Here is a 20,911-nt window from a genome sequence, read left to right as displayed (position 1 = left end):
ATCTTTGTATCCCGGAAAGTTCGGATGGAGAGAGGTGTTTTCTGTTCTAAGTGAAAAAAAAGACAGTTTTATGGTAGGGTAACGGTTCTCTCGTGCGGTAACGTTATTAAAGCTCTTATTAACCTAAAAATGATAGATATGAAAAAACGAAAGCTTTTACCGGGAATTATTGCTATTCTGGGAATACTCTTTTTTGCGGGATGTCAGGATATGGAGAATGACGGTATTAGTGATCAGAACGGTAAGCTGGTCATTAAATTAACCGACGCGCCATTCCCCATTGATATGGTGGAGGCCGCAACGGTGGATATCGTAAAGGTGGAAATCAGAAAGCTGAGTGAAGGAACAGAACTGGAATATCCCTTTATTACCCTGTTTGAAAATGATACGGCCAGCTTCAATCTTCTTGAGTTGAGAAATGGGGTTACTGCCGATCTGCTTGAAATAGAAATTGAGCCGGGTAATTATGATCTGATCCGGCTTTACGTCGACCAGGCTGGCATCGTAGTCACAGGGGGGCAGGAATACAGCCTTAAGGTACCCAGTGGCGCGCAGACGGGGATTAAGATCTTCATGGAACCTGCCTTGCAGGTGGCGGGAGGATTAAGCACGGACGTGTTACTGGATTTTAATGTAGACAGTTCCTTTATACTCAAAGGAAACACCCAGTCGCCTGCAGGAATTAAAGGCTTTAATTTCAAACCGGTGATCAGGGCAGTAAATAATACTACAGCAGGAACGGTTGCAGGAGTGGTAATAAATTCAGACACAGCTATTCATAATGCTTCGGTCTGGATTGAGCAGGAAGAAGTGATTACCACTGCCTATAGCGATGAGGAGGGCTATTATGCCATACCCGGACTGCCAGCTGGATTATATACCTTATCGGCTACTTTTGAGGGTTTTGATACGGTCCGTGTAGAAGGTCTGGAAATTACAGCCGGAAACCTCACCGTTCAGGACTTTACCCTTACCAGGCTGGAAGAGCCTGAAGAGTAAACCGGGGAATAGCAAGCGTAAACTTACGGATCTTTATCAAAGGGGTTGTATCATAAGGTACAGCCCCTTTTGGATGATAGGGGCCAGCTAATCAAATCTTACCCATTTCTCCATGTAATAGTGACTTTGAACGGGTACTCCCTGTTCATCCACCGGCCAGATCTGAGTCAGGGTGTCGTTCCGGATTTCCAGAAATAGTTTTACGGTCTGGCCCAGGTATTCCGGGGCGCTGTGATATTCCACAATCTCCCGGTAGTCGGTGCCATCCAGGGTGAACTTTCCTCCGCCAAAGTTATCTGTAAGCGTGGAGTCCTCTATAAACACACCCACCAGGGCCCATCTGTCTCCTGTCCACATCTTAATTTCACTGCCTCTGGATTCGCCCGGGAACAAAAGAGTGGTCTGGTCTCCGCTCACTTCATATTCATAAGCCAGTTTCCAGGCGCCCTCCATGGGAGAGGCTTTTTCCGGGACACAGCTTCCTAATAGCAGAGGTAAAATCAGACCCTTTTTGTGAACATTAAAGATAAAAAGGGGGATGGAACCTTCAGAGCGACGCTTGATTTCTCCATAATCAGGGATGAACGGATCCAGGTAAACGGAGGGAAGGTCACCGCCAGGGAGATCTATCTTTTTTCTCAGCAACGGGAGCATACCATTACGGATGGCAAGGCAGCTTTTAATGAGAATATCTATCTTCTCTTTGAAGGGCTGGAAGGTTTTTCTGCGGATGCCGGGCAGCTTCTCCTGGGTTTGAGCATGGTGGTAAAAGATGCAGATGGGAATGTGATCCTGGATGAGGCCGATCTGCTGGGAGATTCCCCTCTGAGCATGGAGGATGTGCATACTCAGGTGGCTTCCAATTTCATACTTACAGGATCACAAATAGCAAACCCGGTGAGCTGTATGGTCCGGATCCGGGATAAAAGAAGTCCGGACTGGATCAGTGCTTCCGCAGAACTGGTGTTTGAATAAGGTCCTTATAATGAAGAGAGACTGCTTACCCGGAACCTGGCTCTTCCCAGGCAAATTTGCCCGGTACTGCTTATCCCCTCTATGATAATACTATAGCCGGATTCATCATCAGAAGTAAAGAAGGAGACCGTTAATTCTCCATCTGTGATTTCAATTTCAGGGTCCCAGTAAAGAGTGATCCGGCGGTCGGGTTGTTCCGAATCTTTGTTCCTGGGAGTGTAAACCGGGGAATAGAATTCGCGATAGGAGGAGAATCCCATAATATGACGGGCCAGGGTGCCCTGGACATAGGTTTTCATTCCCAGATGGATACCCCCTTTCTTTGTAAATACCGAGATGATGCCATTGGCGCCCCTGCTACCATACATAGCTGTTGCGGTAACATTAAAGTGGTTGACGTATTCAATCACATCTATATCACTCATGGGGATGGACTGAATCATATCTAGTTCAGCAGGAAATCCATCCAATAACAGGAGATAACCTGAAGATGCCCCTGTGAAGCTTATGGTAGGGTTTACGATGCCGCCAACATGGGCTTGAAGAAAGTCAAAAACATGATGATACTGGTAATCCTTTTCGGTGATCAGAAAAGAGTCCCTGGGTTTTCCATATAGCCGGAAATGACCGTCACTGACGGGAGTGAATCTGTTTTTCACAGTGACCTCTTCCAGCAGGATGGAGCCTGTCTTAAAGGCGTATTCACGCAGCGCTTGTTCGTTATAATACTTTTGCTGGTAGAGCCTGACCGGGAAATCACCTGGTTGCCTGGATACGGGGAGAAAGGAATCATGAACAGCTGCCTCCTTTTGCTTCACCGGATCCAGGAAGACCTCGGTATAAAGCTTCCCCCTGCTGTTATATCCCTGGAGAAACAGTCGGGTCGTATCAGGAAAATTGAGCCCCTGAAAGGAGAATCTTCCCTGTTCATCCGTGGAGGTCTGTTCGCTGTAATATCCCTGGCTGTTGAAGAGGTGGCAAAATACCAGTCCGTCCACCACCGGATTCTTGCTGAAGGCTTTCCGGACGCTTCCGGTCAACGTGATACCGGCTGTTTTTTCCATATCCAAGGGCAGCTCCTCCTGTGGTATGGAGTTCCAAAGGTAAGAGCTCCATCCCTGGGTTAACATCAGTAGCTCCAGTTTCTCCTCTGAAGTTCGCTTCTGATCGTCCTCAAAGAACTCCGAAGGTGATTCCAGGTGACCTTTCAGCTCCGAGTTAATCAGCAGCCAGGAGCGGATATCCATATTCGTTTTCTGATCATCTACAGCATTTGAAGCTACGACACTCAGGGAAAGACTGGACCAGGACACACTTCCCGGGTCCTCTATGGCGCTCAGGCGGAGGGTGACCGGACTCCGGGTGCTGTAAGTCTCCCGGTCAGGCTCAATCTGTATCTCATGGATATTCAGCTTGTTTGAAAAATATAAGCGCTCCGATACCGGAATCAGAGCCTCATCCAGCAACACAAAACGGTTAATACCGGCCGGGAGGGCCAGAGGAGAAACTCGGACCGGAAATTCATCTTCCTTTAAAGTAAAGTTTTTTTGAAAAATCACCGATCCACGGTGCAAAATGGCAAAAAGATAATTTTTTCCAAGGTTTGAACGGGAATTACTGGCAACGCGGAATAACAGCTCCTCCTCCGAAGTTTCACAAAACTCCAGCTTGACCCCCTCTTCCCGGATTCCCTTAATGTCCTGGTGAAAAGTGGGATAGCCAGGTATCCTGATCTGGTAGGATTCTCCCGGGACCGGTTCAAAGAGGATCGATCCCATCCCTTTATAGCCCGTGTCGAAGGTGGCTACCACGGCTCCCTTTTGATTCAGGATCTCTCCCTTAACAGGAATACTATATCCTGGCATCAGGAAGATGGTACCGGTCAAATTCACTTACAAACGGACCGTGGACCTTTGTGGATCCCGATAAGATCCCGGAAGGATTTACCAGTATACCAGCCGATTCGGATATGGGATCGGTTCGTTCCAGTATTGCAGGCACCAGGGAGGCAAAAGAGGCGATCCTGGAGAACCAGATCCCCCAGACTGCTGAGGTGGATCGCTGGGAGGCCAGACTGGATGTGAACTATGATGGACAACCCAGGTTTGAGCAGGTGGGGAATACCCGGATGAATTATGCCGTGAATACGGATAAGTCCGTTCTCCAGATTGACAAGCTCTATTATTGCTGCGACAACGCGATCTGGTTTGAATCGGGTTCTGCCCTGGGCCCGTGGATGGTTAGTACCGAGGTTCCGGCCATGGTTCAGGAGATTCCCCCGGAATCGCCGGTTTACAATGTGAAGTATGTCTATATCTACGATTCGACGCCCGAGGTGGTTTATGTGGGATATACGCCAGGCTACATCCACTCCTACGCCTACAGGGGCTGTGTTTATTACGGAACAGGATACTATTACAGACCCTGGTACGGGGTTCGTTACTATTCCAGACCGCTTACCTACGGCTACCGGGCTTTTTGGAATCCGTACACAGGGTGGGGATTTTCCTTTGGATACTCCTACAACTGGATGACCTATGGATGGGGATCGCCGTACAGAGGCTGGTGGGGTCCCATCGGTTACAGGTCCGGTTATCACTATGGATACCGCCATAGCTATTCCAGTGGCTACCGGGCAGGATATTATGAGGGCAGCCGGTCTTCCTCTGGCAGGCCCGCCCCTTATGCCTACAGAGCAAGGCCGACCAGCAATGTCTATAATAACCGGGCCCAGGGGGTCAGAAGGACCGGGAACAAAGTCTATGATCCAGGGACGGGCAACAGAGTTTCAACGGCCGCTTATTCAAGCAGGCCTGTGGCCAGGCCCTCCAATACCCCCAACAACGTCTATACCGATCGCCAGGGCAATGTTTACCGCAAGGACGGGAACGACTGGAACCGGGTGAATAATGGACGTGGTGCTATCCAGAGAGATAACAGGACTTCCCCTGAGAATGTCAGGCCCCCGGTGGGTCAACAGCCCGCCACCAGGCAGCAAGCTTCGCCGGCGAACAGCTCCACCAGTAGTTATACCCGGCCTGCTTCATCACCGGCCAGCATTCTGAACAGGGAATATAACTCCAGAAGCCAGGGAGCGGCCAGGTCGCAGCAATACCAGCGCAGCAAACCGCAATACCAGCCGAGCAGGCCCGCTGCGACAAAACCCTCCACACGCTCAGCAGCGCCGTCCAGGTCAGCCCCCGGCCGGTCTGCAGAACCGTCAAAAAGAAGGTAGAAAAGAGGAATTCACCATCAGAGCAGGACTTCGTTCCATACTGCCGGGATACCCGGCAGAAGGGAATTAATCCGTCAGTCCCTGAATCATCTCTTTCAGCACAGCGGCTTTGCGCTCCGTCTGCCTGATCTCCTCCCTGATACCGATAATAAACTTGTTTTCGTCGGGGACTCCCCGGACCGCTTCGAAGTCCAGGTCGCGCACCTCCTCATCCCCGTCCGGTCCGAATCCGATCTTGCTGCTGTTATCAAACTCCTTGCCTGCATCGTTCAGGATCATTTTGTCCAGCTTGATGGTTTCACTCTCCCAGCTTTCCACCAGCTTCAGGAGCTCAGCGGCGTTAATCTGTTCGACATTCACCCCAAAGCGTTCTCCGAGTATACGGGTGGTCCAGGTCCAGGCCTGGTCCTCATACGCCGCATGTATATGTTCCATGGCGGTGGAGATCTTATCCAGGGTATTCACCCGGTCCGACTGGATATCCGCAAGCAGTTGCTGAACAGCCTGCTCCGAAGCGATCATCCCGGAGAGGTCCAGCCATTTCTCCGGAACGGGGCCCGGACCGGGTGCCAGCAGTTTCTGTATGCTTTCCAGGTCAGGAGCCTCAGCGGCCAGGGCCAGTTTCCGGATTAACTGGTTCCCCAGGAAGATGTTTACCGCCATTTCATAGAACTTCCGGGTCGATTTTAGCATCAGCCGTTTGATCCGGATCCCTTTGTAAAAAACGCTCTCCTGTTTCTTGGCCGCTTTCTCGTACAGTTCACCCAGAGTGTCCAGCGCAGCCAGGACTTTCTCAATTATATAGGGACTCAGGAAGTCAAAATTGATCAGATCATACTTCACCGGATCCTTCCGCTTGTCCCGTTTGGGCCATTTTTCACTGTCCCGGCGGGTTCCCACCGTAAAAAGATTCATCCCGGGTGTCAGGATGCTCCTTTCGTGATCCACGTTGATATACGAGAAGGGAAAATCACTGGCATCGAAACTGGCCAGGTTCTTGCCCATTACCACCGAGTATGCACCAATGCGGCAGGGCCAGAGCAGGTAGGCAAAGGAGCCGGTTTTGGAGCCCCGCTCCAGGATGCCCTGATGCACGGGTCCCAGTTTGTACATGTGATTACTCTGATTGGTACCGCTGCCTGCATTGTAAAAGGAGTACATGCCGGCAATCAGGAGAGAGGATTTGTGGTGAGAGACCGTGTAGGGCCCGCCAAAGATGCTGACCGCCTCGCCGTGAAAGGCTTCAGAATTTGCAAAAAAGAGGCTGTTTTCGGCTGAAAACTGTTTGCCGATCTCCACCCCCTGTCCCACAAAGCTCTTATCTATCAATGCTCCGCCATCAACCTTGGAACCGGACAGCAGGATAAAGTTTTTCGCGATCACATTTTCTCCCACGATGGCAGGAGCCTCTGCTTTGGAGGCGATGGTGCCATTTTTCAGAAGAGTGGCTCCGTGGATCAAAGCGTGTTCCCCGATGTTTACTTCCGAGATGGTGCCGGCATGGATGATCCTGGTTCCGGTTCCAATGGTCCCGGTCCCCGAAAGGCACTCCGCTGCATAGGCATCAATCATGCTGTTCACCGTTTCGATAAAAGCGGTGTCGTGCCGGTAGCAAACCAGCATATAGGCCAGCTGGGAAGAGAGCCGGTCAAAGATCTTCAATTCCCTTCCTCCGCCTTCGTTGAGCACTTCAATCTCAAATCCGTTCCCGAAAGAGGAAGCAGCGTTTACAGAAAGGGAATGTGTATGCTCTATGATCACCCGATCCATGATCCGGTAGTTCTTCAATACCTGTACATTGTCGATCAGGACATCGTTACCGATCTCACAGTTTTCGATTTTACAGTGGTAGAGACCCGAGCTCAGATGCTCTCCCGTACTGGTTTCAATGAGGCCACCCAGTCTTCCCAGTCGGACCGCCCCCATAAACCGGACCTGGTATATGGATTCGACAGAGAAGGGTTCGGCCACCTCAATCCTGGACCAATCGGAAGAAAAACAGCCCTGGTTCTGAAGGGCTGTTATTTCGGAATTGTTTAAAGGACGATAGCTCATTCTTGGTTATGGTTGGGCATTTTATCACCGGCAATCTCTTCAATATCCTTGAAGTATTTTACAGATTCGACCTGCAGCTCCATGGTGGCAGGTTCGTCCATGGCGATCACTGCATGCTGGTGCAGCTGCAGCATGGAAACGGTCCACATATGGCTCACTCCGCCTTCAATCACCTCCCGGACCGCCCGGGCCTTATTGAAGCCGGTAATGATGATGACCACCTCCCTGGCGTCCATCACGGTACCCACCCCCACGGTCAGCGCCTGGGTGGGAACCTTTGACATATCGTTATCAAAGAACCTGGAGTTTGCCAGAATGGTATCGTAGCTGAGGGTTTTTACCCTGGTACGGGAAGCCAGGGACGATCCCGGCTCGTTGAAAGCAATGTGCCCGTCCGGTCCGATCCCCCCGAGAAACAGTTCAATGCCTCCGTATTTTTCTATCTTCTCTTCGTACTCCCTGCATTCCTTCTGCAGATCGGGCGCGTTGCCATTCAGGATATGGATGTTTTCAGCGGGAATGTCAATATGATTAAAGAGATTTTCATACATGAAGGAATGATAGCTCTCCGGGTGGTCCTCGGGGATTTTTACATACTCATCCATGTTAAAGGTTACCACGTTTTTGAAGGAGATTTTGCCTGCTTTGTACATGTTGATCCACTCCTGGTAAACAGGCTTGGGAGAGGAACCTGTCGGAAGCCCCAGCACAAAGGGTTTTTCGGGCGTGGGACCAAATGCTTCGATCTTCTTCCATATATAGTCGGCGGTCCATTTTCCTGTTTCCTTTCGGGTGTCTTTGATTACAATTCTCATAGTGTTTCAGTTTTAGTTAATTGCTTTTAGTCAGTATCATTCTTGCATCGCCTATCACACTGCCCTGTCCTTCATCCATAACGAAAAGCGGATTAATATCCAGCTCCTCTATTTCAGGGAAGTCCAGAGCCAGTTGTCCCAGTCTCTGCAGTGCATCCACGATAGATTCAATATCTCTGGGATTCCTGCCCCTGGTTCCTCTGAGGATCTTAAAGGCCCGGGTCCGCTCTATCATTTTTCTGGCCTCCTCCCGGCTGAGGGGAGCAATGCCAAAGCTTACATCGCGGAATATCTCCACAAAGATCCCTCCCAGTCCAAACATCAGAACGGGGCCGAAGGAAGGATCTCTTTTAATTCCCAGGATGATCTCCTCGCTTCCGGTGATCATCCTGACGACATACAGGCCGCTAATGGAGGCATCAGGCATGGTTTTTTCCACCTGTTTGTGAATTCTGTCCCAGGCAGCTGTGAGCTCGCCGGCATTGCCCAGGTTGAGTTCCACTCCCTTCACATCCGATTTATGGACGATGTCGTCGGAGACCACCTTCAAAACAACCGGGTATCCGATCTCTTCCGCAATCTTAACTGCTTCACTGGCTGAGGTGGCCAGTTTTCCCCGGGGAACGGGCAGGCCGTAGGTTTTCAGTAATTCAATGCTCTCCACCTCCGGGATATAGCTCCTGCCATTGGAGTGCACTTTATCCATCAGCTTCCTGGCCAGATCTTCCTGAATATTTGTCAGGGCGGAAAGCCGGCGCACTTGTGTTTTTATATTCTTATGAAAATGATATACGGCCTGGCAGGAAGTGCACATGGATTCGGGCAGGATATAGTGAGGAATCCTGTGCCTCTGAAGCAGGTCGATTCCGGAGGCCACATCCTTTTCACCCATAAAGGAGGTGTAAATCGGCTTGGTCTGAGCATGTGCAATCCTGGCCACATCCGCCGCAATGGCATCGATATCTGTCATGGACTGCGGGGTCAGGATCACAAAGACACCGGCTACGTCCGGATCTTCGAAGGCTGCCTGGATGGCCGCCAGATAGCGATCCGAACGGGCATCTCCGATCACATCCACCGGGTTATGGATGTTTGCGGTAGCCGGAAGAGCTTTTTTCAGTATGGCAGTGGTCTTTTCAGAGAACTTCGCCAGTTTCAGTCCGGTGGTGATCGCTGCATCGGTGGTCAGTACCCCCGGTCCTCCTGCATTGGTGATAATGGCTACTTTTTCCGAAGCTGGGGGAGCCTGATAGGCAAAGGCAATGGCCTTATTAAACATCTCTTCAATGTTATTGCAACGAATGATCCCGGCCTGTTCAAAGGCTGCATCACAGACCTCATCCTTACCGGTCATGGACCCTGTGTGAGAGGCGGCAGCTGAAGCCCCTTCGTCGGTCCGTCCCGATTTAATCACAAGAATGGGTTTTCCGCTTTTCTCAATTACATCGCGGGCTGCCTGCATCAAAGCAGTGCCATCGCTGACCTCCTCCAGGTACATCAGGATCACTTTGGTCTCTTCGTCATTCATCAGGTAGTACAGGAGGTCTATCTCACTGATATCCGCTTTGTTCCCAAAACTGATGAATTTGGAAAAACCGATATGCTTGGCACTGGCATAGTCCAGCACCGCCGTGCAGAGAGCCCCGCTCTGGGAGAGGAACCCGATATTGCCCTGTTCCGGCATCTCTCTGGCAAAGGAGGCGTTCAGCATGGTGCCGGGAGCCGTATTGATGACTCCCAGGCAGTTGGGGCCGATAAAGGAAATATCATATTTCCTGGCAATCTCTACCAGCTGCTGCTCTCTTCTCAGTCCCGCTTCACCTACCTCCTTGTATCCTGCAGAGATGATGATCACGGATTTGATGCCCTTCTGCCCGCACTGTTCCAGGGCCATATGGCAAACCGAGCTTGGAAATACCAGGATGGCCAGGTCCACATCGTCGGGGATATCCACCACATATTTATAGGCTTTGATTCCTTTGATGCTCTTTTCTCCCGGGCTTACAGGGTAAACAATACCATTAAAGTCAGCTTTCAGGATATTGTCAAGGATGTCGTGCGGAACGGTACCTTTTACTTTATTCGTTCCAACAATGGCTACCGATTTCGGATGAAAAATCGTCTCCAGGTTTTGCTGGCGCAGTTGTCTTAAATCTTCCATGGGGCTGGGTCAGGGTCCGGTTTGATTAAAGATATCCGGCAATGAAATTTACTGCATCGTCAATACTCTGAACTTCAAGTGCCTTGTCCTGGTCCATCTCGATATTAAATTCCTCCTCAAATCCGGCCACCAGCTCAATACTCTGCATGGAATCGGCTCCCAGGTCGAAAATAAAGTTGGATTTCTCGGTGATCTCGGAACTGTCGACATTTAGCACACTACTTACCACGTCCTTGACGCGCGTCAGGATTTCATTTCTTTCCATTATGAGAAAATTTAAGTAAGCTGATAAGATATAAAAACTTTCAATTCGGAACAAGTGAGAGGTCAAGCAGTTCCACTTTCCTGAAATCGAAGGGGTGGCTCTCGGCCTGCAGGGCGATATATCCGGAGCTGATCAAGGTTCCCAAGGGAACCGGATAATCTTCCGGACCGTTGCCGCCGCCAATCTGAGGTTTCATATAGCTGAGCACCGTATCCCCGTTCACCAGATGGTGAATAATGCTGTCTCCATGGACAATAAGTTCAAAGTAAACCCACTCTTCACCGTCAAAGGTATCCGAGCCGGAGTTGATACAATGGTCGGTAATCAACTGGCCATCAATTACCACATTGGTCCCCGGGGTGCAGAGATTACCCGTTGGCCGCGGACCATCGCCCAGTCCGCCGAGAAACTGTGCCTCTATACTTACCGGAAACTCCTGGTCCACCAGCATGCTTTCGGGCGCCTGGGCATGAAACATGACCCCACTGTTCCTGATGGCCCATCCGGCTCCGCCGGGCACCTGTTCCCCCACCACCCGGTATTCGACGCGAAGCCTGTAGTGGGAGTAAGGGGTTTTATAAAAGATATGTCCGTACTCCCCGTCAAAGGATTCATACTGGTCGTAGCGGGTTACCATCATCCCGTCTTCCACCCGGAAGGTGTTGTTGTAATTTTCACCCAGGGGGTGTTTGGTCATTTTAATGACCCAGCCATCCAGGTTCTGGCCGTTAAACAGCTGGATCCATTCCTGAGCTTCGGCAGCTTTGACATTTTGAGTCACCTTGTTGTTGCCCGGATTCTGCTTGCAGGAACAAAGAACAGAAAGAAGGAAAAGGAGTATACAGATCTTTTTCATGAGTTTAGTTTTCAGGGTTGTTTGTTGCAAGATACGAAATGAGTATCAATTAGTCCAGCTTGACTTAATTGCGCCATTTGCATACATTTACTGGAATCAATATGCTTATTATGAAACGAGTTGGATTTATTCTGGCCGGTCTTCTTACCCTCTCCGCGGCCGGCGCCCAGTTCAGGTCGGCAGGTCTGGTGGCCGGAGCGGGGTATACCATGGTGGACATAGAAGATGCCATCAACTACAGTCCCCTGGAGGAGTGGGACAATACCGGGGTTATTATCAAGGCGGTGGCTGAGTATGAACTGAAACCCGGATTATTTCTTGTGGGAGAAATTGGATCGAACCGTCTCTATTACTGGGAATACCGATGGACGGACGGGTATTATTCAGGCTCCCGCTGGCGTTCGGAATGGACCACCAACATCGGGATGAGTTTCAAAAGGATGTTGGGTGAGTCCATGTATCTGCAGGCGGGCCCGGGCTTTCATATCTTTAATGATGGTTCAGGAACGGTATTGGGATTAGTACTGGCTGCAGGTTACGAACTGGAGCCCACAGATCATATCAGGATACCCCTTGGTTTCAGGGTTGAACCTGTATTTGGAAGTGCCATCCCCATTTCCTTGCTGCTTCACACGGGGATCCGTTATCAGTTTTAGGCCGGGGATTTCCTGCGCAGCTGCCTGAAGCTGATCAGCCGGCCCGTCTTCTCGTTCCAGAGCCGAAGGCCCATGGTACGCAGACTGGGTACAAAAGTCACGGGCTTGATCTCCCGGAACATCTGATTTTCCCTGTGGCATCTTTCCAGCTTGTAATTGGGAATCTTCGGGCTCAGGTGATGAATATGGTGAAAGCCGATATTTCCTGAAAACCATTGCAACAATCTGGGGAACTTCAAATAGGAGCTGCCCTCCAGCGCCATTTTCTTATAATCCCAATCCTCCTGCCTGCTCCAGATCACATCTTCATACTGGTGTTGTACATAGAAGAGCCAGACCCCGGCAACGGTAGCTATATAGATTACCGGCAGCTGGATCATCAGAAAGGCTTTCCAGCCCATCAGCAGGATCAGTGCGGAACCGTATACCAGTAAGATCAGGTTGGTCACATGTATACTTCTGCGGCCCTCCCTGCTCATGCTTTTCCGGGGAACCCGGAACCAGATCACAAAAAGAAACAGGGGGGCGATCCCGATCAGTAAGACGGGGTGCCTGTAGAGGCGATAGAACAGTTTTTTTGCCGGCGGGAGTTTGTTGTATTCCTCCACGGTCAGGGTCCAGACATCCCCGCTTCCTCTGTTATCGAGGTTGCCAACCGTTCTGTGATGGATCTCATGTTCGCGGTGCCAGTAGTCATAGGGAGTGAATACCAGGCTGCCCAGGATGGTTCCAACAATCCGGTTGGCCCTGGTACTGCGAAAAAAGGAGCCATGACCACAGTCATGAAAAATAATAAACATGCGGACCAGGAATCCTGCAGCAACAATAGCAAGTCCCAGGGTTAGCAGGTAGGATATGGCCAGGCTGTAGTACATGGCGATCCAAAGGATTATATAGGGCCCCAGGGAATTGATAAGCTGCCAGAGGCTCTTCTTAAGATCTGGCTGGTTGTATTTGTTGATCACCTCTATCCAGGCAGGATTTTTGCGTTGTATTTCTACCATAATTATTAAACAATTCAGACTAATAAATAGTTCTTGCCGTTGTTTTTAGAAAGAAAGCAGCATACATTTTATTAAATTCATGCTGAAAACGAACAGAATGCGACAGCTCTTGTTTTTTTCCGGATTGCTCCTGGCAAGCCTGGCTCCCTTGCAGGCTCAGCCCTGGCTCATCCAGGGGACTATTGAAAATTGTGAAGCAGGAAAGGTGGAGCTGGCCTCCTTCTATGGCGACTGTTTCCGGGTGCTTGACAGCGTGGATACCCGCATGGGATCGTTCCATTTCCTGCTTTCGGAAGAGGCCCCTGCCGGCATATACCGGATTATTTATACCGAACGTGCCGGTGAAGTCAGGAGCCAGAACAGATTTGTAGAATTCATATTTAACAGGGAAAATGTGGAGATCCTGGCAGCCTCCACGGAACTGGGTCCGGTCCCAGACTTTGACGCTTCCCTGGAAAACCAGGTTTACGCCGGGTTTCTGGACTTCGAACTGGCGTATGAAGCGCAGTTGATGGATGTCTATGGGGATTTATACCCCTTCGGGACTGGTCAGGAGGAGGACGAAAAGGCGGCCGTAAGAGCCTACGATTCTCTGCAAATCGATCGAAACAGGTATATGGACTCCATTACGGAGCTTTACCCGGATCTTTATGCAGTCCGGATCATGAATGCCTTCAGGGCGCCGGTGATCCCCGGGGAGATGTCACATATACAGCGTATTGACACCCTGAAGCAGTGTTTTTTTGACCAGGCAGCCATTGATGATCCCCAGCTGCTTACGGCCCCGGTCTATCCCTTTAAACTGATCGACTATCTGTCTCTTTATAAGGATTTAAGACTGGAGAAGGAGGAGCAGGAGGAACAGTTTATAAAGGCTGTGGACCAGATCATGCTCCATGTACCGGAACAGGAGGAACTTCGCAGTTTTGTGGTGGATTTTTTGTTGGAGGGATTTGAGATGCTGGATATGGATGTGGTGCAGGCCTACCTGTTGGATCACTACCTGGATGAGGCCTGTGAAACGGATCTGGTGGAGCTGATCCAGGCCCGGATGGAGGCGGATAAACAGATGGCTGCCGGAACATCCGCCCCTGATTTTGAGATCCGGGATATAGAAGGGCAAAGCCAGGACCTGTCGGACCTCTCTGCCTCCTATGTGCTGGTCCTGTTCTGGGCCAGCAGCTGTCAACACTGCCGGGAAATGCTGCCCGAGTTGCATCACTGGTACCTGACTGAAAACAGCCTTAGACTGGAGGTGGTGGCCATATCCCTGGACAGCTCTGCTGCTGATTTCAGGCGCTTTGTGGATGAGCTCGATCCGCAGTGGATCACAGTCCATGAGCCCCGTGGCTGGAATGGGGAAGTCCCGTCCGCTTACCACATCTATGCCACTCCGGGTTTATTCCTGCTGGATAGTGAACAGACCATTCTGGCCAGACCCAGAACCTTCCGGCAGTTTCAAAGAGCCATCAGGAAGCTGAGCCCCTAGCGCTCTGATTCTCTGCTTTTTTCCCGGGTGAACCGTCCCTGGCTTTCCTGCCAGGCCTCCTCCCAGTCGTAAAAAAGTTTTGGCGTGGGAAAACTTCCGAACCAGATGGGCAGGCCCCTCTCCCGGAAGTAAGGATGTTCCACTTCACCCACCTTTTGTATTTTCTGGAAGTACAGGGGAAGACGGTCCGAATAGCCCACATAGATCATGTATTCCAGTTCGGGTTCCCTGGGGACCCATTCCATATAGGCATCGTTAAGGCTGAATACCTCCGGGTAGCCTCCTTCCGGGCGGAAGTAATCCATGGCCCCTGCATAGCCATAAGACTCCCCGTAAACCAGGGTTGCAGCTTTCACGGAATCGTCCAGGCCTTCATAAAAGGACCAGACCTTCTGTCCCAGCCTACCATATCGGCAAAATCCTGGGGAAGCTCATGGATTTTCCCGTCCTCCCACATAAACATCACGTCAAGTCCCAGTTCAGCCTGCTTTTTCCCATACTCCACCAGGCGATCGGGTTTGTAAATCGGCAGACTGAGCGGAAGGGCATATATTCCATTGCTAATCACCAGGGCCGAAAGCAGCCAGAAGAGGTGGTTAAAAACCACCGGCTGCAGCAGGGAAGCGGTCCTTAGAAAGGCAGGGGAGAGTAAGATGGCTGTTAGCCCGATGACCTGGGCCAAAACTCCTCCTCTCAGCTGTTTGATCAGCCATCCGGCCATAAAGAGCGAGGCGATCCCGGTCAGTGCCGGCAGCAGTCTGACCGCAAGCAGGCTGTCGCCCCTCAGGGTGGTGTGAAGGCGGGTCACAAAAGCCACCAGGGGAGGGGTGCTGAAATAGCCCCAGTCCAGGTGTTTTGCCTGGGCCATGTAGAGGTAGGCATCGCGCTGAAAGCCATAGTTGGTGGCTGTAAGTATATGCGCCATTAGTTTGGCCAGGGCAAAAAGCAGGATTATCCGGTATTCTCTTATCCAGGATTTAATTTTTTCCATGGCTGCTTTCTTTTTTCAGTCGTCTGAAATAGTCTTTGGAAGCCCTGAGTACATGCGGGGAGAGCCACAGGGCAGAGATCATGGTGGGGAAGGCCATCAAGGCGTAAGCGCCGTCAAAAATACCTACCACCGTACCCAGGGTGGCCGTAGCACCCAGGGGAATGGTGGCCAGATAAAACCACTTATAGATGTAGCTGTGTTTTGCCCCGAAAATGAAGGAGAAGCATTTGCTTCCGTAGTAGGGAAAGGAGAGCATGGTGGAGATTGAAAATACGGCCACACAGATGGTCAGCAGGTAGGGGCCTACCCCCGGCATGGCCTGTTCAAAAGCATCGGCAGTCATGGTGATCCCGTCCGACTGGCCGGCATTCCAGACACCGGTTACAATCAGGGCCAGGGCGGTCATGGTGCAGACAATGATGGTATCGACCACGGGTCCGAGCATGGCTACCAGTCCCTCGCGCACCGGTTCGTTGGTTTTGGCTGCACCATGGGCCATGGGGGCTGTCCCGATACCCGCTTCATTCGAAAAGGCGGCCCGTCTCACCCCCGTGATCACCAGGGCCCCCACCGATCCGCCCAGTACCGACTGGGCACTAAAGGCATCCCGGAATATCAGGGCAAAGCTGGGAAGAATACGGGATGGATTGGAGAAGATAATATAGAGAACCAGCAACACATAGAGGGCAACCATGAGGGGCACCATCCGTCCGCTTACCTTTCCGATCCGTTTGATACCCCCGAAAATCACCACGCCCACCAGGAGTGCCACGATCAGTCCCGAAATCAGATCAGAGGTAAATCCCGCTGCCACCGCATTGGGGATCAAAACCACATCCCTGACTACCTGGGTCAGCTGGTTCACCTGGAACATGGGCAGTACGCCGATCATTCCCAGGAGTGAAAAGAAGACAGCCAGGGGCCTCCAGTGGCGTCCCAGTCCCTCCACAATCACGTACATGGGTCCGCCCTGCAGGACCCCGTTGGAGTCGCGCCCCCTGAACAAAATCGCCAGGGTACAGGTAAAATACTTGGTGCTTACTCCCAGCAGGGCACTGACCCACATCCAGAATATGGCTCCGGGCCCCCCCATGGTGATGGCCAGGGCCACCCCGGTAATGTTCCCCATTCCAACGGTGGCTGCCAGGGCCGTGGAGAGGGCCTGGTAATGGTTGATCTGTCCGGGTTCATCGGGGTCGTCGTAGCGTCCCAGCAGAATGGCAAATGCATGGCGGAAATACCGGAAGGGAAGCATCCTGGAGTAAAGCAAAAAGAAGAGTCCCCCTCCCAGTAAAAGGACCAGCAGGGGTGTTCCCCAGGCCAGGTCTGAAAACCCGGTGATGATCCTTTCTGTCAGGGAAATGGCTTCCGTTTGAGTCATGACATCGGTCTGTTCTGTAATTGCTCCGGCTTAATCCACAATTCCCATTTTTTTCATCAGGAAAGAGGCATTCATATTGGTGGCGATCCCCTTGCGGATGGTATAGTCAAAGCTGAGCTCCATCTCTTTAATGTAGCTTTCAAAACAGTAGTTGACCACCTCGCCGCCATGTATCTTTTCCAGTTCCCCCAGGGACAGGTCATGGGTGGCAATCAGGCAGCGTACCGGATATTTGAGCGCCTTTTTTATCAATCCGACCGATCCCAGCTTTTTATCGGTGGTATTGGTGCCTTTCAGCACCTCGTCCAGCAGGATCAGCATGGGCTTGCCGCTCTCCATTTCCTGAACGATCCCCTGCAGCTTCCGGATCTCTGCCAGGAAATAGGACTCCTCGTCTTTCAGGGAATCGGCTGTTCGCATGCTGGAGCGCAGACCCATAAATCCGCTCCGGAACTCCGAGGCGCATACCGGACAGCCTGTATAGCACAGAACCATGTTAACCCCGGTGGAACGCAGGAAAGTGGATTTGCCTGCCATATTGGCCCCGGTAATGACCACCACCTTTTCGGAGCTGATTATCAGATCGTTGTTTACTCTTTTGGTATCGGCGATCAGCGGATGTCCCAGCCCCTGAAACTTCATGTTTTCCAGGGAATCTTCGATCACAGGGAGGACATAAGCCGGGTGGTTCCAGGCAAACCCGGCCAGGCTGGTCATGGCGTCCATCCAGCCCGTGATCCCGATCCATTCCAGGATCTCCTTCCGGTTCTTGTTTTTCCATCGCTCCAGCAGGTGGAGCATGATAAAATCAAACAGGAACAGGCCATTCAGAACAGATCCCAACAGCATATTGAGCCGCTGGTCAAAGATGTGCATCAGCCTGGAAAGCCTGGACACTTCCCGCATTCCTTTTCCGGCTTTATGGCTTCTGCTGAGCAGTTCAGGATGTTTAAAAGAGTTAAGGGCCATTTGTTTCAGCAGTCCGGCATAACCCTCCAGGAGTTCATGTTTTCTGGAAATGTCCTGCTGGTATTTTTGCGTACGTGCAAAGAAGGGGGAGAGCAGCAAGAGATTCAGCAGAACGAGGTAGAGCAGGAACCAGAAACGGGAGCTGTCGAAGATTCCCCAGATGATCAGGGATACAGACAGCAGCGATACTCCCAGGGCCACAAAAAAGAGCCAGCGGTGCTTGCTGATGTAGGCAGAACTGTTCAGCCACCGGGATAAATCCGGCAGGTCGCCTGCGTTCTCCTGCACCAGCTGCCCCGATGCCGTGTAGGTCTGCCTGAAATCAATACGCTGCTTCAGATCCTCCACGATCTTCTGCCGCTCCAGGATCTCCCGGGCCGAGGAGGGTTCTGTGGTGAGCATTCCGGCCAGTATCCGGCTTCCCTCCCGGGTGGCCGTGCGACTGAGGTACTGGTAGAGCGATCCCTTTCCAAAAAGGTCCAGGTCATGAGACCAGGGATGCAGGGTGTCGGCGTATTCCGATCCATCGGGCAGGTGGTGGAAATCGTGGTTCAGGCAGGCCAGCTCCTTCTCATTCAGCACCAGCAGCTGCCTTAGCAACTCGCGTTTGCCCTGGTGCCTGTTAAACAAACTGACCAGGCTGAGGAAGAAAAAGAGCATCCCCAGGGAGAGGAGGTAGAAGAGGAGCTGTTGGTCCCTGATGCCCGCTACCAGGAACCAGACCAGGGCCACCAGGACGGCGAGCCTGGCCAGGGATAAAAGACTGATCCGCCTGGTCTGACGGTGGATGGCTTCCTGATAAAGCCGGATTCTTTCTTTATAGATCTGTAAAAGCTCCTCCCTGGTCATTGATTTGCGGATTTGCCCAAAGATAGAAAAACCCGCTAAATGCAGGGTGCTGCTTAAGGATGGCTAAGGTTTATCTTTTCTAATTTCAATTTAAAATAGACAGGCAAACCTGTGTCGCCGTCATTTACCGGCTCTCCCTCTTCGGTCCGTCTCTGCTGCCAGATTAGCGGGGTTATCCCGGTCACTTTTTTCCGGAGCTCCCCCCCGGCGGGTTCCAGGACCCACTCTTCGTGGAAAAGGACGGAAAGCAATTGTGCCGGCATGTTATAGATCTTATTCACCGGATAGCGGACATCTATCAGGGCAATGATAGCTGCCTGGAGCCTGTGCGAATCTGTCTGATGGGGATCCGGAAATGAAAATTCATAGCTGATATCTCTGAGTCTGAGGGCTTCTTGAAGCGGCGGCAAATCTTCGTTTTCCCCGGCACAGGAGACCCTGTATTTCTCTACCTGCTTGGAGATGGATAAGCGCCTGGCATCAATGGTCCACTGCTCATGGAATTCTATCAGGCAGGAATCGTTATGCCGGTTGTTCAGCCCGGCCGGTAAAACTGTTTGATCCACCACCTGGAAGATTTCTTCCTGTGCCCCGACCGGAACTGTGCCTGTGAAGACCCACAGGAAAAACAGGAAGGCTATGAAAGTTGTTTTATTTTTCATTTTGTTTCTCTTTCGGGCAGTTGTCCGCATTTGGTTTTTCCAAAGCGGAAGGGGATTTTTACCCCCAGGTCCACACTCCATCCACTTCCCCGGTAGGTGATGGTGGACCGGGGAGGGGTTTCAGTCAGGGTATTCGTGACCCCGATCTGTGCCATATCCCGGTAACCCTGCATATAGTTCAGATAGATCGTTGCGATCAGCGGGAATTCCATGGAAAGTCTGTATTCCACCCCTGTTCCGGCACGCAGAACGGGAGCGACCTGGTGCAGGGCAGATGCTTCGTAAGTGCTGGTCGCAGTGACCGGTGCCGTGCTCCCCGCAGGGGTGTAAGTGAAGGGCGCCGATCCCTGGCTGTATACTCCTTCGGAGAAGGTGGCCAGCAGGGATCCTCCGGCATAAAAAACCAGATGAACTTTTTCCTTATAAACATTGTAAAAATATCTGAAGCGCAGAGGGATCTCCAGGTAGAGCGGGGCCGGCATTCTGCTCACAAGATCCACATCGTGGTTGTACAAAAGCGCATAAAAGGTACTGGATCGCTGGTAGTAGGCCCCGATATCGATCCCCAGTTCATCGCTGAGCATGTAGCCGGCATATAAACCGGTATGCAGATTGGCGTAGCGGAAGATCCCACGCTCCTCCATCGGTCTGGCTCCAATCGCCGGATTCGTAGTGCTGAAACTTCGCCACAGAGAACCCAGTTCAGCCCCCAGGTACAGCTCTCCTCTCCGGCTTACAGCCTTTCCGTCGTAGATGGAGTTTTCGATCCGCGACCGTACCCGGTAATCCTTGTTTTGCCAGATATTGCTTAAGGGTATGTTCAGTGCCAGGGAGCTTAGCAGGGAGTTTCCCTTTGAGGTGTAGCTTGTTGAGGAAGTACTTCCGTCACCCCTTGTATAGTCGAGGGAGTACCGGGAGGAGGGTGAACCCGTCAGACCGGTCATATAGGAGAGGTTCAGAGAGGCCTGCCAGGCGTTGGGGAAACGCAGATTCATGCCTATTCCAATTTCCAGCAGATGCGACACAGGCTGTTCGCCAAGCTGTTGAATTTCGTAGGACAGTGCCGTCCCGTCGGGAGCAGAAAGAAGGCTGCCGGCCGAATAGAGTTCGTCCGCTTGCAGATCCAGGTGGTACACATATCCGATCCTGGGGGTAAAAGTTACGGGGTATTCGGTGGGCTGAACGATGTATTCAGCCCTCAGTGGAATTAATACGGAGGTGTAGGCCGGCCAGCTGGACAGGTGGGGGCGGTCGTCGCTCATATTGATGCCATCGGTCCCGGGTACATAGAGGATCCCGGTAAACAGGGAGAGATTGGGAAGAATCTCCTGTCCGATCGTGACGCCGGCCATATAGCTCTGTACATTGGCCCCCTGGAAATAGCCCCCCGGATCGCTCACTTTGGTCAGGCTCCACTGTGGGCCTGATTCAAGGCTTAGCCAGGTTCTGAGCTGAGCACCCGCCTGGATGCTTTGCAAGCTGATTAAGCTTAGCAGAAGAAGTATTTTTTGGATCTTCATTCTAAGGGTATCTTGTTTCTTTGTAAAAC

The 20,911-nt window shown here is 51.6% G+C and carries 19 protein-coding genes; 5 read left to right on the top strand and 14 right to left on the bottom strand.

All coding sequences use genetic code 11. From position 1 onward, the window contains the following. Positions 1 to 138: 138 nt before the first annotated feature. Complete coding sequence (locus P1P86_05575) at positions 139 to 999, top strand: DUF4382 domain-containing protein (protein ID MDF1574644.1); 861 nt, start codon at positions 139 to 141, stop codon at positions 997 to 999. Positions 1,000 to 1,086: 87 nt separating this feature from the next. On the opposite strand, the gene P1P86_05570 is transcribed toward P1P86_05575, so the two are convergent. Then, a complete protein-coding gene (locus P1P86_05570; protein ID MDF1574643.1) occupies positions 1,087 to 1,452 on the bottom strand; it encodes a hypothetical protein in 366 nt (121 codons plus the stop codon). Positions 1,453 to 1,512: 60 nt separating this feature from the next. On the opposite strand from P1P86_05570, the gene P1P86_05565 reads away from it, so the two are divergent. After that, positions 1,513 to 1,974: a hypothetical protein gene (locus tag P1P86_05565; GenBank protein MDF1574642.1), complete on the top strand. Its 462-nt coding sequence runs from the start codon at positions 1,513 to 1,515 to the stop codon at positions 1,972 to 1,974. Between the two features lie 5 nt (positions 1,975 to 1,979). On the opposite strand, the gene P1P86_05560 is transcribed toward P1P86_05565, so the two are convergent. Beyond that, entirely contained in the window at positions 1,980 to 3,866 is a 1,887-nt protein-coding gene (locus P1P86_05560) for a hypothetical protein (GenBank protein ID MDF1574641.1), read from the bottom strand. 23 nt (positions 3,867 to 3,889) lie between these two features. Between P1P86_05560 and P1P86_05555 the strand changes: the two genes are divergently transcribed. Next, positions 3,890 to 5,209: a hypothetical protein gene (locus tag P1P86_05555; protein MDF1574640.1), complete on the top strand. Its 1,320-nt coding sequence runs from the start codon at positions 3,890 to 3,892 to the stop codon at positions 5,207 to 5,209. Between the two features lie 66 nt (positions 5,210 to 5,275). Here the strand turns inward: P1P86_05555 and P1P86_05550 are convergent, their stop codons facing one another. The 5 genes from P1P86_05550 to P1P86_05530 are packed head-to-tail and all read right to left on the bottom strand — an operon-like array spanning position 5,276 to position 11,361. Beyond that, positions 5,276 to 7,264 (bottom strand): DUF4954 family protein, encoded by a 1,989-nt coding sequence (locus P1P86_05550; protein ID MDF1574639.1) that lies wholly within the window; start codon positions 7,262 to 7,264, stop codon positions 5,276 to 5,278. Beyond that, complete coding sequence (gene nagB, locus P1P86_05545) at positions 7,261 to 8,079, bottom strand: glucosamine-6-phosphate deaminase (GenBank protein MDF1574638.1); 819 nt, start codon at positions 8,077 to 8,079, stop codon at positions 7,261 to 7,263. Before nagB ends, P1P86_05550 begins: the two co-directional genes overlap by 4 nt. A 16-nt stretch (positions 8,080 to 8,095) precedes the next feature. Next, positions 8,096 to 10,240, bottom strand: coding sequence for an acetate--CoA ligase family protein (locus P1P86_05540; GenBank protein ID MDF1574637.1), 2,145 nt, complete (start codon positions 10,238 to 10,240; stop codon positions 8,096 to 8,098). Positions 10,241 to 10,265: 25 nt separating this feature from the next. Then, positions 10,266 to 10,505 (bottom strand): acyl carrier protein, encoded by a 240-nt coding sequence (gene acpP, locus P1P86_05535; protein ID MDF1574636.1) that lies wholly within the window; start codon positions 10,503 to 10,505, stop codon positions 10,266 to 10,268. Between the two features lie 40 nt (positions 10,506 to 10,545). Further along, positions 10,546 to 11,361 carry a DUF1080 domain-containing protein gene (locus P1P86_05530; protein ID MDF1574635.1) on the bottom strand — a complete coding sequence of 272 codons (816 nt, stop codon included), beginning with the start codon at positions 11,359 to 11,361 and terminating at the stop codon, positions 10,546 to 10,548. Between the two features lie 110 nt (positions 11,362 to 11,471). Here P1P86_05530 and P1P86_05525 point away from each other — a divergent pair, with 110 nt between their 5' ends. Continuing rightward, a complete protein-coding gene (locus tag P1P86_05525) occupies positions 11,472 to 12,017 on the top strand; it encodes a hypothetical protein (GenBank protein MDF1574634.1) in 546 nt (181 codons plus the stop codon). On the opposite strand, the gene P1P86_05520 is transcribed toward P1P86_05525, so the two are convergent. Continuing rightward, the gene (locus tag P1P86_05520) at positions 12,014 to 13,021 is read right to left on the bottom strand and encodes a fatty acid desaturase (GenBank protein ID MDF1574633.1); all 1,008 of its coding nucleotides are present in this window, start codon (positions 13,019 to 13,021) and stop codon (positions 12,014 to 12,016) included. The two genes, P1P86_05525 and P1P86_05520, sit on opposite strands and share 4 nt — an antisense overlap. Positions 13,022 to 13,118: 97 nt before the next feature. On the opposite strand from P1P86_05520, the gene P1P86_05515 reads away from it, so the two are divergent. Further along, the gene (locus P1P86_05515) at positions 13,119 to 14,510 is read left to right on the top strand and encodes a TlpA disulfide reductase family protein (protein ID MDF1574632.1); all 1,392 of its coding nucleotides are present in this window, start codon (positions 13,119 to 13,121) and stop codon (positions 14,508 to 14,510) included. Here P1P86_05515 and P1P86_05510 read toward each other — a convergent pair. Genes P1P86_05510 through P1P86_05485 form a run of 6 tightly spaced genes read right to left on the bottom strand, consistent with a single transcriptional unit; the run spans position 14,507 to position 20,882 of the window. Beyond that, positions 14,507 to 14,866, bottom strand: a complete 360-nt coding sequence (locus P1P86_05510) for a hypothetical protein (GenBank protein ID MDF1574631.1) — start codon at positions 14,864 to 14,866, stop codon at positions 14,507 to 14,509. The two genes, P1P86_05515 and P1P86_05510, sit on opposite strands and share 4 nt — an antisense overlap. Continuing rightward, positions 14,863 to 15,501, bottom strand: a complete 639-nt coding sequence (locus P1P86_05505; GenBank protein MDF1574630.1) for a glycosyltransferase family 39 protein — start codon at positions 15,499 to 15,501, stop codon at positions 14,863 to 14,865. The genes P1P86_05510 and P1P86_05505 overlap by 4 nt, the downstream gene beginning before the upstream one ends. Further along, entirely contained in the window at positions 15,488 to 16,882 is a 1,395-nt protein-coding gene (locus P1P86_05500) for an alanine/glycine:cation symporter family protein (protein MDF1574629.1), read from the bottom strand. Before P1P86_05500 ends, P1P86_05505 begins: the two co-directional genes overlap by 14 nt. A gap of 30 nt (positions 16,883 to 16,912) precedes the next feature. Then, complete coding sequence (locus P1P86_05495) at positions 16,913 to 18,700, bottom strand: hypothetical protein (protein ID MDF1574628.1); 1,788 nt, start codon at positions 18,698 to 18,700, stop codon at positions 16,913 to 16,915. A gap of 53 nt (positions 18,701 to 18,753) precedes the next feature. Further along, positions 18,754 to 19,362 (bottom strand): hypothetical protein, encoded by a 609-nt coding sequence (locus tag P1P86_05490; GenBank protein MDF1574627.1) that lies wholly within the window; start codon positions 19,360 to 19,362, stop codon positions 18,754 to 18,756. Beyond that, positions 19,359 to 20,882, bottom strand: a complete 1,524-nt coding sequence (locus tag P1P86_05485; GenBank protein MDF1574626.1) for a hypothetical protein — start codon at positions 20,880 to 20,882, stop codon at positions 19,359 to 19,361. Before P1P86_05485 ends, P1P86_05490 begins: the two co-directional genes overlap by 4 nt. Between the last annotated feature and the right edge of the window lie 29 nt (positions 20,883 to 20,911).

The sequence above is a fragment of the Bacteroidales bacterium genome (assembly GCA_029210725.1).
Lineage (GTDB): Bacteria > Bacteroidota > Bacteroidia > Bacteroidales.
The sequence above is the reverse complement of the archived record's forward strand: the minus strand, read 5'-3'. Positions and strand labels throughout refer to the sequence as shown.